The organism is Leptotrichia sp. oral taxon 223 (assembly GCF_013394795.1).
Classification (GTDB): Bacteria; Fusobacteriota; Fusobacteriia; order Fusobacteriales; family Leptotrichiaceae; genus Leptotrichia.
This window is the reverse complement of the sequence record NZ_JABXYU010000001.1, coordinates 1,873,432-1,887,411: the sequence shown is the minus strand read 5'-3', so window position 1 is coordinate 1,887,411 and position 13,980 is coordinate 1,873,432. Positions and strand designations below refer to the sequence as shown.

Genomic DNA, 13,980 nt, shown 5'->3' with positions numbered 1-13,980 from the left:
ACGAATAATGTTGTGTAGACACAGAAAATCTCCGAGTTATCTTATTCCCCTTCTTATATTCCTCCTCCAACAAATTAGTCTGTTCCAAAACCTGCCTGGCATATCCTAGAAACCTATCCCCTCCCTAGAAACAATAACTCCTTTATTCGTCCTGCTAAAAATCCTGATATTCATCTCATCTTCCAATTTCTTTATAGCCTTAGTCAGTGCTGGCTGTGAAACAAACAGCTCTTTTGCCGCCCTTTTTCAGCGACTGTAACCACATATTTTAGTTGCTGTAGTGTCATTTCCTTCTCCTCTCTCTAATAAATTCTTTCCTATAATTTAAAACTCTTCTTAACTTTTAAATAAATAAAAAGCCAGCTTCAAAGCCGACTTTTCATTATCTACTTATGTAGTTTGATTTATCAAATTAATACCAAAATTCTATTAAATTATTTTATTATTTTTTTAACTACAATTGTTTCAAATATTCCATCAATGAGGTAGCTTTCCGTCCTAAAACTTTCTCAATATCATCTGAAACTCCTGATTGTTCACCTTGAGCAATTGCAATATAAGTCGAAACCCAAGAATCATATTCCCATTGTTCAGCTTTCCAGATTTTACGGCTTTCATAAGCTTCTTTTACAGTTTCATTAGTATACTTAATTTCTTTGCCAAAATGTTCACTCACAATTTTTACAATTTCATTCATTGTAAGTTCCTCAGGCCCCGTCATATTCAAAGTTTGATTTTCCCATTTTTTTGGATTTTCCAAAATTTTTGCAACAACTTCCGAAACATCTGAACGCACTACAACAGAAACCTTTCCGTTCCCAGCAGGTCCTTTTATTTCTCCGTATTCTCTACATAGATTTACAAAGAAATCCGCATAAAAATTATCCCTCAAAAATGTATATTTGAAACCATTTTCCTTAATATACTCTTCTGTTACAAAATGATCCCTAGCCAACGTGAATACAGAATTTTTTGAAGCATTGTAAAACGAAAGATAAATAATGTGCGAAACTTTTGCCATTTTAGCCGCATCAATAAAATCCTTATGTTGCTGAACACGATTAGGATTTTCCGAACCTGACACCATAAAAAGCACATCAATTCCCTCTAACGATTTCACAGTATCTTCAGATTTATCATAACTCGACTTAAAAACATTAGAAAATCCAAGTTTTTTAGCTTTTTCCACATTTCTAGCTAAGTTTCTAACTTCTATTCCATTTTTCTTACATAATTTTGAAACAATTCCGCCTAAATGTCCTGTCACTCCAGTTACTGCTATTTTAGCCATTTTGCTTCCCTCCTATTTTTTTAATTTCATACATACTTTTTCTATTCCCGATTTATCTTTATATCCTTTTAATCCACCTGATAATTTTAAAACTTTATTATGTATTTTCAAAATATCAGAAACTTCAAAATATTTAATCATTATTTATCACGCATTCTGATAAAAACATCTTTATTTTCTTCCATTTTTTCAAATAAAATATCCATTGAACTTTTTGTTATTTTATTTTTTTCAACAAAATTAGACATTAATTGAACTAAAATTTCACTTTCACTTTTTCCAGTTTTTTCTACTGCTTTTTTAAATTCATTAATTAATTCATTATTTTTTATTTCTGCCGTATACATCATTTTAACCACCTCTAATTTCTATTTTTTCCAAAAAATCTCCCACCCTTTTTATTCAAAAACCATTATTTACCCTTTCACAACAACATTAACCAATTTATTAGGTACAACAATCACTTTCACAACTTCTTTTCCATCAATAAATTTCTTAGCTTTTTCTGATTCCAGCGCAAGTTTTTCAGCGTCATCTTTTGAAATTTCGATTTGAGTCGAAACCATATCTCTCACTTTTCCGTTTACTTGGATTACCAAATTGAAAGTATGGTCTTTTGTCAATTCTTCGTCATATTTTGGCCATTCTTCTTCAAAAGTAAATGTTTTATTTCCTAAATAAGCCCACAATTCATCAGCTACATGCGGTGCAAATGGTGCGATTAACAAAATTGTTTTTTCCAATACTTCTCGCCAGATTTTTTTACTTTCTGTAGAAATATTGTCTTTATCAATCACTTCTTGCTTGTATGTCGTCATGTCGTTTAATAATTCCATGACAGCTGCAATCGCAGTATTGAAGTGGAAGTCATCTTCGATACTTTCTGTAACTTTTTTCACTGTTTGATGCAATTTCTTTTGAATTTCTTCATCTTTTTGATTTCTATTTTTTAATTCAACTCCGTAATGATTTTCTGATTTCGCATTGTGGTCAGAAAATTCTGCAGTTCCAGAAACCAATAAATACAATCTATTTATAAATCTGTATGCCCCTGCAAGCCCATTCATGTTCCATTCCAATTCTTTTTCAGGCGGTGCAGCAAATAATGTAAACACTCTTGAAGAGTCAGCTCCGTATTCTTTCACGATTTCTTCGGGGTCAACTCCATTATTTTTTGATTTACTCATTTTTTCTACTTTTGTAACTAATTCTTCCCCTGTTTTAATCGAAAACGCTTTCCCATCTTTAAATTCAGCTTCTCTTGGAAATAAGTATCTTCTTTCATTTTGTGAATAGAATGAAGGTCCTAAAACCATTCCTTGCGTCAACAATTTTTTAAACGGCTCATTTGTATCAACATATCCCAAATCTCTAAGTGATTTGTGGAAAAATCTCGCATAAAGCAAATGCATTACCGCATGTTCAATTCCACCAATATATTGATTTACAGGTGTCCAAGCATCTGCATCCGCTTTTTCAAAAGGTTTATCTGCATTGTGAGAATCCAAATATCTCAAATAGTACCAAGACGAGTCAACGAAAGTATCCATCGTATCAGTTTCTCTTCTACCTTTTTTCCCATTCGGCAAAATCACATTTTTAAACTCTTCCGAAGTTTCAAGCGGATTTCCTTTCCCATTAAATTCAATATCTGTAGGCAGCTTCACAGGCAAGTTTTCTTCTTCTTCCAAGTAAATATTCCCATCTTCATCATAAATCACAGGAATTGGAGTTCCCCAATATCTTTGTCTACTAATCAACCAGTCATGAAGTCTATAATTTACCGTTTTCTTACCAAGCCCAATTTTTTCCAATTTTTCAGTAATTTTCTCTTTTGCTTCATTACTATTTAATCCGTTAAATTCTTCTGAATTTACCAATACTCCCGGAACTGTCAATGCATTTTCCAATTTTTCAACGGAAACTTCTTCTAAATTTCCATTTTTATCAACAGGATTTACAACAATTTTCAAATCCAAGTTATATTTCTTAGCAAATTGAAAATCTCTTTCATCGTGTGCAGGTACCGCCATTACAGCTCCTGTCCCGTAATCCATCAATACATAATTTGCAACCCACAACTGAACTTTTTCTCCATTTACAGGATTAATCACATAAAGTCCAGAAAATACTCCTTCTTTTTCCTTATCTTCCGCTGTACGAGCGATTTTATCCTCATTTCTCATCGCTTCAACTTTTTCTCTAATACCAGGATTTTCCTTTAAAATAACTTCTTCAACCAACGGATGTTCTGGTGCAACAGTTGCATAAGTAACTCCATAAAGCGTGTCAGGTCTTGTTGTAAACACAGAAATTACAACTTCTCCCTTGTCATTCAATTTCAAATGTGAATTTCCATTATTTTCAAATTTGTAATCTAAAATAAAGTCAACTTCTGACCCAGTCGATTTTCCAATCCAGTTTTTTTGCATAGTCAAAACTTGTTCAGGCCAATGTCCTCTAAGTTCCTCATGTCCTTGCAGCAATTCTTCTGCATATTCTGTAATTTTAAAATACCATTGCGACAATTCCTTTTGAATAACATCAGTTTTACTATGTCTCCAGCATTTCCCATCTTCGACTTGTTCATTCGCCAAAACCGTATTACACTCAGGACACCAGTTTACAAAAGATTTTTTCTTATAAACCAATCCTTTTTTATACATTTCAATAAAAAATTTTTGATTCCATTTGTAATACTCTGGAGTGTAAGTACTAAGTTCTCTACCCCAATCATAAGAAAGACCCATAAGTTTCAACTGTCTTCTCATATTATCAATGTTCGCTTTAGTCCATTTTCCAGGATGAGCCCCATGATCAATCGCCGCATTTTCCGCAGGTAACCCAAAACTATCCCATCCAAACGGATGCAACACATTAAACCCTTTCATTTTCTTATATCTAGCAATCGCATCACCAATCGCATAATTTCTCAAATGCCCAACATGTAATTTCCCTGACGGATATGCAAACATCTCAAGCACATAATAATTCTCTTTCCCATCAGCTTTATTTTCAGATTTAAAAACATCTTTTTGGGCCCATTTGTCTTGCCATTTTTTCTCAATTTCATTAGGATTATATTCCTTAATCATTATTTTTTCTCCTTCATTTTTCAGTATTTATAATTTTGATTTTTTATTCATTTTACAAATCTGTAACTAAACTCCGTTGTTTTAACAGTACATAATGCAAATTACTACTTCAATTCATTTCACAATTCTATTCTCCTAATTATTAATGAATAAAATAATTTTTAAAATTTAAAGCATATGTATTTTCTATTTTTACCTAATAATTGTACTATATTTTGGGATTTTTGACAATTATTTTTCAATTCTTTACTTTAAAATATTTTATACATTTACCTATCATTTTCTAATTTCTAAAAAATTTTTAATACCTTGAACATCAAGTTTATTATCTATAACATATTTAATTTTTAAATTATCTGGTACTAAAAGCATATATTTATTTGAACTTAAGTAAGCATCTACTAAGCTTATTTTTTCTAACTTCCTTGACTCTTTTATATCATTTTCAAAAAAATTCACAATTTGTGTTTCATTTATCCCACTTTTTATAATATTGTTTACAGCTTCTTCTATAACATTATCATTTGATTGAATTGTATCATTTAATTCCCTAAAATCTTTTAAATCTAAAAAAATCAATAATAATATCATCAAAGTTCTGTCTATTTTAGTACTCCTAAATGTTTTTATATCTTTTCTATTTTTATCTAAATAAAAATAAATTTTTTGTTTTAAAATAAGATTTTTTGAAATAATTTCCAAATTTTTTCTTATTTTTTCAGAATATTTTTCCCAATTTTTTTTATCGAATAAAATTTCCTTCATTTCTTTTCTTAATTCATCAGTAATTTCTCCCTCTTCTCCCAAAAATCTAGGTGCTTTCCCATCTGTTGCCTTTTTTACAAATATTTTCTTTACCTTTTCATCTACTTTTTTTATTTTCCAAATTCCTGCGGCCAAATATATATTATCATCTATATTTACTCTTATACCTAGTGGAAGTTCTCCTACTTTATTTTGATTATTGTATACTGAATACATATCCTCTACTTTAAATTGAGTGTAAAACTCTGCTTTTTTTAACAATTTCTCAAGATTAATTCCTGCGATAACATTATTGTCCAATATTTCAATATATTTCTCTTTCAAAAGATAATTACATATATTTGAAAACTCTTCATATTCAATGTTTTTCCAAGTTTGATATTTTTGAATAATTTTTTTAAACTCTGATAAATTTATTTCACTCTTTTCAACTATTAAAGATAATATTTGATGAGCCATTACATCATAAGGCTTTTTTACAACATCTATTTTGTCAACTTTCCCTTTTTTATAAATTGAAATTGCTGACAATCCTTGTAATAAATTCCATTTTTCATCTGAAATAAAATGTAAATTATTTATTCCTGTTCTTCTGCCACTTCTACCTAATCTTTGAGCTAAGGAGGATACAGAATGAGGAGCATTGTATTGAACTATGCTATCAACTGCTCCTATATCTATCCCTAATTCAAGTGTTGATGTACAACATATTGTAAATAAATTTTTATTAGATTCTTTAGCAAAATTTTCTACCATTGTCCTGATGTTTTTGCTTACTGAAGCATGGTGAGAAAAATAACTTATATATTTTTTTTCTTTTTGAGATTTTTTCTTTAGATTAGCTGCTATCATTTCAACTTTTTGTCTTGTATTTGGAAAAACTAACATTGTTTCAGTTTTAGAATATTCATAAATCTTATTTAATGCTGCAATTTCATCAGAATAAAAATTACAGTCTATTTTTAATTCATTTTTCCCTTTATCTCTAATAATTTTTGTTACTCTTTTATTTTGAAATATCTCTTTCAAATCTAAATAATTGTCTTCTGATACTGTTGCAGACATTCCTATCATCCTAGGGTTATTATTTTTTATATACAGGCTCATTCTTTCAAGTAAAGATTTAAGTTGAATTCCTCGATTAGAACCAATAAAACTATGAATCTCATCTACAATTATATTCTCAACATTGTAAAATAATTTCCTCACTCTATCTGATTTTGTTACAAATAACGCTTCCAGACTTTCAGGAGTTATTAACAATATCCCCTTGGGATTCTTTAGGATATCTCTCTTTTTGCTTTGAGAAGCTTCTCCGTGCCATCTAGTGACAGTTATTTCCATATATCTACATAATTCTGAAATCCGATTAAATTGATCATTAATTAATGCAATCAATGGTGAGATATAAACTATCTTAATACCTTCTTCCCAATTTTCAATACTATTAATTGCAGGTAAAAAAGCTGCTTCTGTTTTTCCTGAGGCTGTAGGTGCAATTAAAATTAAATTATCTTCGCTTTCACTATAAAGTTTTATAGAATGATCTTGTATTTTAGTAAATTGCTGCCATTTTTGATCATAGATATATCTTCTGATTTCTTTTTTTAACATATTATAAGTGTCCATTAAAATACCTCTATTTCATCATCAAGATTATTTTCATCCTTTTCCACTTTATTCATTTTTCCTAATTTTGCTTCTATTATTGCTATTATATTTTCATTTGGATTCTGTCTTATTAAATCTAAAATTTCAATATAATCCTTTATTACTGCTCTCGGTGTCAAAAATTCATCTGCTCCCGGAAGATTTAATTTTCCTTCCATGTATAATCTTATTTCATTTGCATCTAGTTCTATAGAAGTTTTATAATTTACATTATAAATATCTTTCAGTCTTTCTAAAAGTATAAATATCTCTTCATTGTTCAAAGGTTTTAATAATAATACAGATTTCTTCGTATTAATTAAATTTGATAAATCATTATTTTCTGTTCCTAATCTCCCTTTTAATGCTTCATAACTTGACATTCCTCTACCTTTATCATATACTGTTTTTTTAGTTGCACCAAAATTTATAAACATTCCTCTTGCCTTATTAGATTTACATTCATTAAAAATATTTAATATCTTCTCATAATTTTTTTCTCTTGTTTGTGATTGAGGTATCTTGTATAACTAATTCATCAAAATTAACTACAAAACCCGAGTATCCCATATCTAAAATTAATTCTCCAAATGTTTTCAAAGCCTCATACCAGTTATCATCATTGATTATTTTCCCAATTCCTAATTCCTTTTTTGCTTCAGTTTTAGTTTCAATATTTCCTCGTAACCATCTTAAAGCTTTTTCTTTTTTATCATAATCTTCTTCTAATATTCCTCTATAATATTGAATAATTGCTTGACCAAATTCATAGGATATTGATGATGTTGTAAATGAAGAAGTTAAATTTAATATTTCTTTTTCAATAAATTGTGGATTTTTATCCAGTTCTTCTACTTTTAAATTTTTATTATTTATGATTTGATTCTTGACTTTTTCTATCCAGATTTCTATTATTATATTTATAGCTCTTCCATTTTGAGCAGTTTGAACTACTATATTATCTATTATTTCACTATAAAGAGCTTTTGCTTTTCCATCTGTTGAATAAAATCTTCTTGTAGGATTCAAGTCAACTGTAGAAACAGCAAAATTCTTTTGTAAGGCAATGGATTCTATTGTCCTCAACATAAAACTTTTTCCTGAACCAAAATCTCCTACCCAAAATTTTATTTCACTATCTCCTTCAGTTATTTTATCTAATATTTTTACTATTTCCTGAACTTCATTATTTCTTCCAACTAACAAATGCTGTATTCCTCTTCTGGGAGTTATCCCTCCCTCTATTGCTTTAATCACACTATCTGCTTCTTTGAGATTTATCTTAATCATTTTCTTTCAGCCACTCCTTTATATCGTCAATATAAAATTCATCTATTTTTACAGTATTATTTTCAAGAATTATTACCTGATCATTTACAATATCATATAACTCTTTATTTATAGAATCTATGTAAGCATTTAATGACATATTTTTTTCCTTAGCATAATTTTTCAAATCATTTTCGCCTATTTTTTGAGTTTCTATTATTACTTTCAATACTTCTTTTATTTTATTATCCTGAAAATTTTCTATTTTTTCTTGTTCTTTATTCTCAACAACTACATCTTTTTGTTCTTCATTACAAATTTTACTAATATCAGCTTCTTCATTTTCTTCTTTTAAATATTCTTCTAAAATATTAACTGTTTCAGCAAATTTCTCTTTTGTCACTTTTACTTTTTCTAAATTCAAATCTATTTTTTTCATTTTCTGAAACTTTAATAATTTTAATTCCTCGTATATTTTTTGAGTTATTTCATTATCTTTGTCTAATAGTTTTTTATAATCTTGAAATCTATCAGCAGATATTATTTTTTCTAACATTTTTACTTCAGTTTTTTTCAATTCTCTATTTCTATTCAATAGAAATAAATAAAATAATTTATAGTCACTATTTTTTTCTTTTTTCAGTAATTCTTTTATTATTTTTTCCAAATTCTCATCATTATTAAATCTTATTATTAAATTTATTTTTTTCTCATTGAATAATTCTATATATCCTAATTTTAATTTCCAATCTTTAGGATAGTTTTTTATCTCATAAGTTATAATTGATTCAATTTTTTCTTTGGATAACTTAAAATTTTCAATATTTTCTAATAATTCATTTAACATTGATTTAGGAAAAAATTTTTTCATACTTTCTAATTCTTTTTCTGTTTCAAGTATTTTGTAATTTGGTATAAAGCTCCTAATCTTGTTTTCAACTATTTTTAAAATTGCGTATAATCCTTCTATTTCATTATATTCAAAATAACCGTAATCTTGTAAATTTAAAATAGCATTTATAATTTTTTTACTTTTCTTTTTTAGTTTTTCTTCAGTTTTTACTCTTTCTTCTATAATTTTCCATTCATCCAAATATAAAAGAATCATTTGCTTCTTAGCTTCATAATTATTCCAAATTTTAGTTTGCCTAAAACTAGTTTGTTCTAATATTCTTTGTTCCAAATCTGATAAATTATACTCTTTTCTAAATTTTCCATCTCTATCCCAATATCTATAAGGTAATCCATTTGGAGTTAAATTATAATATTCTATAATTTCAGTATTTAATCTGGGTAATTCTTTCAGATATGCGTTTATCTCATTTATTATAATTTTATTTATATTTTCTCCTATAATATCGAAAAAATCTCGAAAGTAATAATTTTCATTTATATTTCTCCTATTTCCTCTATATTCTCCATTTATTACTTGTATTGTTCCACTAAAAATATCATTAAAAATCTTTTCTCTAAAATAATAATTTCCTTTTTTTACTTTTATAATTTCTTTAATCAAACTTTTCTTTTTCTTTCTTAACTCAATATCTGCAGTTTCACATATTTTATTATAAAGTTCTATAATTTTCCCCTTTAAAATAGGAATTTTTAATTCACTATAATAATTCCAAATTGTTTTATCTAATTCAAATTTCCAATTATTAATAATTTCTGTTTTTTCATTTTTAAATTCAGTATAATCTATTCTTTCTTCTTTAAAGTTTGTAACATTTATTATGTCATCTTCTTTAATATAATTATTATCTTTTTTCTCATTATTACTATTATTGTTTATTAAAGTTTTTTCTTCATTTATCTTTAATTTTTTTCATTATTCTTAAAATTTAAAATTTTAACTATTTCTTTATTTACTTCTGCAAATATTTCTTTTATTAAATCTGAAATAGAATTTTTCATATTTTTTCGCCTTTCAAGTAAAAATCTTTTTCTTATAATTCTAAATTAATTTACCATAAATTTCCTAAATTCCGTCTATCATTCATACCATTTACTTCTTCAATTTTACAACCATTTTCAATTTCGCTCCAGATTTTTTACCTAATTTATCATAAGCCCAATAAATATACATACTTATTCCAAATGAATTTTCATTTGTCATTGATAATAAGTTGTAATTGGGCTTCATTTGCTTAAGATAAACGTCATCTCTAGTATAAATTCTTCAAATTGTTTGAACATTTTTTCTATTTCTCTAAAAACTTTAAAATTTATGCTTGACTTTTTATAGTTAGTCTTTCAACAAATAATTTTATTTATATTTAATCAATACCCAAAATTCGGATTCTCAATCACCCATTTTCCATTCTTCTTATTAGCTTCCAAAATTTCTTTTCTTCCCACATATTTCCCATTTTTCGTCATTCTAGCCATTTCTTCATCCATGATTTCCATTTGAATTTCACCCATTATTTTAAAATATTTTTTCATTGCTTTTTCATCTTTTTCTGAAATTGACTTTGTATATTCTTCCATTGTTTTTCCTGTTCTTTTCTTAAAGGCCGCCTCAAGTTTTTTAGAACTCTCCTCGGCTTTTTCTAGCATTTTATCAATACTGCCCATGCTTTTTATTTCATCCATATTAATAGGAAATCCCAATTTAACTTTTACATACGCTTTATTTTCAGAAATATAATTTATCTTTTCTATTTCAATTTTATAATATTTAAACATCATATCCATCATTTTAGAAATATAGTCTTCTCCAAAAAAACCATTCATTAATTCTTTTAAGTCATTTCCCTCATTTTTCCCTTGAACAGAAGCTCCGTTCATCATTTTATTCATAATTCCAAACATTTCTTCTTTTGAATATATTTTACTAACTTCCTTTTCAATTTGAGAATTATAGCTCTGAACAACATTTTGAGATATTTTTGCAGATGGCTCTATTTCCACTTGATATTTTTCCTGCGTAAAAGTTGATAAACTTAGCAATACAAATAAACCTAAAATTATTTTTTTCATATTATTCACTTCTTTCTTTTTTCATAAATTTGACTTTATTATTGAAAAAATTTATTTTTTTATTTTTTTCACTCACTATTTCTTCTCGTCCCAATAAATCACAACTACATTCATCTCAAATTTCTCCTCAATCTTTACCATTTCTTTTGCTGAAAGTTCTAAAATCTTCTCATTTTCATAAGACAGATTTTCACCAACAAAAATAATAGCCTCTCCCATTCCATTTTCAATCAGTATTTCCGCTATCCTCTGCGGCGTATTTTTGTTATCTGTTAAAAGTCCGATTTTCCCAAATTCACGCAATTTTTGAACATACTCAACTTCTCGGCCGTGAACACTTGATACAAAAGCATCATTCCAATATTCAGAAATTCTTGCAAACATATACTGGATCGAAGAAATTCCAGGTATTACATTAAGTTCTTCTGCTTCAAAATGTTTTCTCATAAATGTGAGCATGCTGTAAAAGCCCGTGTCGCCAGACAGTATCAATGATATTTTTTTATTTCGATTTTCTTCAATAAAATCCAGAACTCTTTGCAAGTCAGCCTTTATATAGCAATATTCCTTATTTTCAGCATATTTTCCAAGACTTTCGATGTGTCGTTTCCCGCCAATTATTATATCCGATTTTGCAATTTCTTTTAGTACAACTGGCAAAGTATAGTCCAAATTTCCCGGCCCCAAACCAAGTACATTTATTTTATTTTTCATTTTTCTCCTAAATAAATTTTACATTATTTTATGTGTCTATTATACCCTAAATACGTGAAAAATTAAAGAAAAAATAATTTTAAAAACCTATTTTTATACTTACTTTAATCCTCTCAAAATCAAATTGAAATATCAAAATAAATCTAAAATTTGAATAATTCTATCACGTTCAACTTTAAAACGGCAACAAAAAAAGACTGATTTTTACAGCCTTTTTAAAATTAACTTAAAATTTAAACAATATCTTATTCGTAATTTTTTTATTATTTATCTAAATAGCGGTAATGAAAGTCAAAAATCCTAATATTACTCCTGCCGCATTTGGCACAATTAAAATATAATCTTTTTTAGGTTCTTTAGTCCATCCGTAAATTACCCATATTAAACAGGAAACTGAGGCAGTAAGTGGTTGCCATGGCTGTGCTTTTTCTCCACCTATATTAGCAATAATTTGAGGAATATATGTTATAAATACAAATATACCTATAAATGCTCCTATTGAGCCAACGATTGTGTTAATTTTCTTTTTGTTCACTTTTTCCTCCTTGTGTTTAAAAAATTTAGTAATTTTTGCTATATTTTATATTATATCACAGATTCCATCATTTTACAAATTAAAAATTTGACAAATATACTTCTCAAGATATAATTTATTATAAGGAGGCTTTTATGAATAAACAAAAAAAATATATAATAGCTCTAGATCAGGGGACAACTAGCTCACGTGCGATTATTTTTGACAAAAATCTGAACATCATTGGGAAAGCTCAAAAGGAATTTACACAGATTTTCCCTCAGCCAGGGTGGGTTGAGCATAACGCTATGGAAATATGGGCAAGCCAGCGTTCCGTGCTTACAGAAGTTATTGCACAATCTGGAATTTCCCTAAAGGATGTAGCGGCAATCGGAATTACAAATCAAAGGGAAACTGTAATCGTGTGGGATAAAAATACTGGCGAACCTGTTTATAACGCAATTGTTTGGCAATGTAGACGAACAGCTGAAATTTGTGAAGAATTGAAAAGTCGTGGACTTGAAGATTATGTAAAAGAAAATACCGGACTGATAATTGATGCTTATTTTTCAGGGACAAAAGTAAAATGGATTCTTGACAATGTGAAAGGTGTAAGAGAAAAAGCTGAAAACGGGGAACTGCTTTTTGGAACAGTTGATACTTGGCTTGTGTGGAAATTGACTGGCGGAAAAGTGCATGTTACTGATTTTACAAATGCTTCCAGAACTATGCTTTTTAACATAAAAAATTTAGAATGGGACAAAAAAATTTTAAAGGAGCTTAATATTCCAGGAAGCATGCTTCCAGAAGTTAGAAATTCAAGTGAAGTTTACGGCAAAACAAGAATGGGAATTACAATTGGCGAAGAAAACGGTACTTCCATTCCAATTTCAGGTATCGCTGGAGATCAGCAGGCGGCATTATTTGGACAGGCCGGGTTTCATGCCGGAGATATAAAAAATACTTACGGAACAGGCTGCTTTATGCTTATGAACACTGGGAACAAGTGCATAAAATCAAATAATGGCTTGCTTACAACGATTGCTATTGGGATTGACGGGAAAGTGGAGTACGCTCTGGAAGGGAGTATTTTTATTGGTGGAGCTGTTATCCAGTGGCTTCGTGACGAATTAAGGTTTTTTGACAAGGCTTCTGATACAGAATATTTTGCACAGCAAGTTGATGATAATGGTGGCGTTTACTTAGTTCCAGCATTTGTTGGATTAGGCTCGCCATACTGGGATATGTACGCACGTGGCACAATCGTTGGACTTACCCGTGGAACGAACAAAAATCACATAATCCGTGCAGCTCTCGAATCCATCGCCTACCAGTCCAAAGACTTAATAAACGCAATGAAAGAAGATTCCAATATCGAAATAAATTCGCTAAAAGTCGATGGAGGTGCAACTGCAAACAATTTCTTAATGCAATTTCAAAGCGATATTTTAAATGCGAAAGTCTTACGTCCTAAAATTACCGAAACAACTGCATTAGGTGCCGCATATTTAGCTGGACTTGCCGTTGGATTCTGGAAAAATAAAGAAGAAATTCAAAAGAACTGGCAATTAAATAAAGAATTTTCACCAAACTTATCCGAAGAAATGAGGAAAAAATATTACAAATACTGGAAAAAGGCTGTTGAGAAGGCGAAAAGTTGGGAAGAAGAATAGGGGGTATGCTTCGATACCCCTGAACCA

Annotated in this window: 11 protein-coding genes and 1 pseudogene; 1 reads left to right on the top strand and 11 read right to left on the bottom strand. The window is 28.7% G+C overall.

Annotation, left to right across the window (positions count from 1 at the left end):
• Window positions 1-105 precede the first annotated feature (105 nt).
• The 11 genes and pseudogenes from HW275_RS12435 to HW275_RS08925 all read right to left on the bottom strand — a co-directional run bounded on the left by HW275_RS12435 (window position 106) and on the right by HW275_RS08925 (window position 12,301).
• Window positions 106-186: a hypothetical protein gene (locus HW275_RS12435; RefSeq protein WP_255460084.1), complete on the bottom strand. Its 81-nt coding sequence runs from the start codon at window positions 184-186 to the stop codon at window positions 106-108.
• A gap of 268 nt (window positions 187-454) precedes the next feature.
• Window positions 455-1,291, bottom strand: coding sequence for an SDR family oxidoreductase (locus HW275_RS08970; RefSeq protein ID WP_178936197.1), 837 nt, complete (start codon window positions 1,289-1,291; stop codon window positions 455-457).
• A 140-nt stretch (window positions 1,292-1,431) separates the two neighbouring features.
• On the bottom strand, window positions 1,432-1,641 hold the full coding sequence (locus HW275_RS08965) for a hypothetical protein (RefSeq protein WP_146961257.1): 210 nt from the start codon (window positions 1,639-1,641) through the stop codon (window positions 1,432-1,434).
• Between the two features lie 66 nt (window positions 1,642-1,707).
• Window positions 1,708-4,386, bottom strand: a complete 2,679-nt coding sequence (gene leuS, locus HW275_RS08960) for a leucine--tRNA ligase (RefSeq protein ID WP_178936196.1) — start codon at window positions 4,384-4,386, stop codon at window positions 1,708-1,710.
• A gap of 276 nt (window positions 4,387-4,662) precedes the next feature.
• Window positions 4,663-6,780 carry a DEAD/DEAH box helicase gene (locus tag HW275_RS08955; RefSeq protein WP_178936195.1) on the bottom strand — a complete coding sequence of 706 codons (2,118 nt, stop codon included), beginning with the start codon at window positions 6,778-6,780 and terminating at the stop codon, window positions 4,663-4,665.
• A pseudogene (locus tag HW275_RS12515) lies at window positions 6,780-8,091 on the bottom strand (BREX system ATP-binding domain-containing protein). The gene HW275_RS08955 and the pseudogene HW275_RS12515 overlap by 1 nt, the downstream one beginning before the upstream one ends.
• Window positions 8,084-9,586 (bottom strand): tellurite resistance TerB C-terminal domain-containing protein, encoded by a 1,503-nt coding sequence (locus tag HW275_RS08945; RefSeq protein ID WP_178936194.1) that lies wholly within the window; start codon window positions 9,584-9,586, stop codon window positions 8,084-8,086. The pseudogene HW275_RS12515 and the gene HW275_RS08945 overlap by 8 nt, the downstream one beginning before the upstream one ends.
• 489 nt (window positions 9,587-10,075) lie before the next feature.
• Window positions 10,076-10,213 (bottom strand): hypothetical protein, encoded by a 138-nt coding sequence (locus tag HW275_RS08940; RefSeq protein WP_178936193.1) that lies wholly within the window; start codon window positions 10,211-10,213, stop codon window positions 10,076-10,078.
• Window positions 10,214-10,350: 137 nt separating this feature from the next.
• A complete protein-coding gene (locus tag HW275_RS08935) occupies window positions 10,351-11,052 on the bottom strand; it encodes a hypothetical protein (protein ID WP_178936192.1) in 702 nt (233 codons plus the stop codon).
• 75 nt (window positions 11,053-11,127) lie between these two features.
• The gene (cbiE, locus tag HW275_RS08930) at window positions 11,128-11,766 is read right to left on the bottom strand and encodes a precorrin-6y C5,15-methyltransferase (decarboxylating) subunit CbiE (protein WP_026747697.1); all 639 of its coding nucleotides are present in this window, start codon (window positions 11,764-11,766) and stop codon (window positions 11,128-11,130) included.
• A 271-nt stretch (window positions 11,767-12,037) separates the two neighbouring features.
• Complete coding sequence (locus HW275_RS08925) at window positions 12,038-12,301, bottom strand: SemiSWEET family transporter (RefSeq protein ID WP_026747698.1); 264 nt, start codon at window positions 12,299-12,301, stop codon at window positions 12,038-12,040.
• Between the two features lie 134 nt (window positions 12,302-12,435).
• Between HW275_RS08925 and glpK the strand changes: the two genes are divergently transcribed.
• A complete protein-coding gene (glpK, locus tag HW275_RS08920; RefSeq protein WP_178936191.1) occupies window positions 12,436-13,953 on the top strand; it encodes a glycerol kinase GlpK in 1,518 nt (505 codons plus the stop codon).
• Window positions 13,954-13,980: the final 27 nt, after the last annotated feature.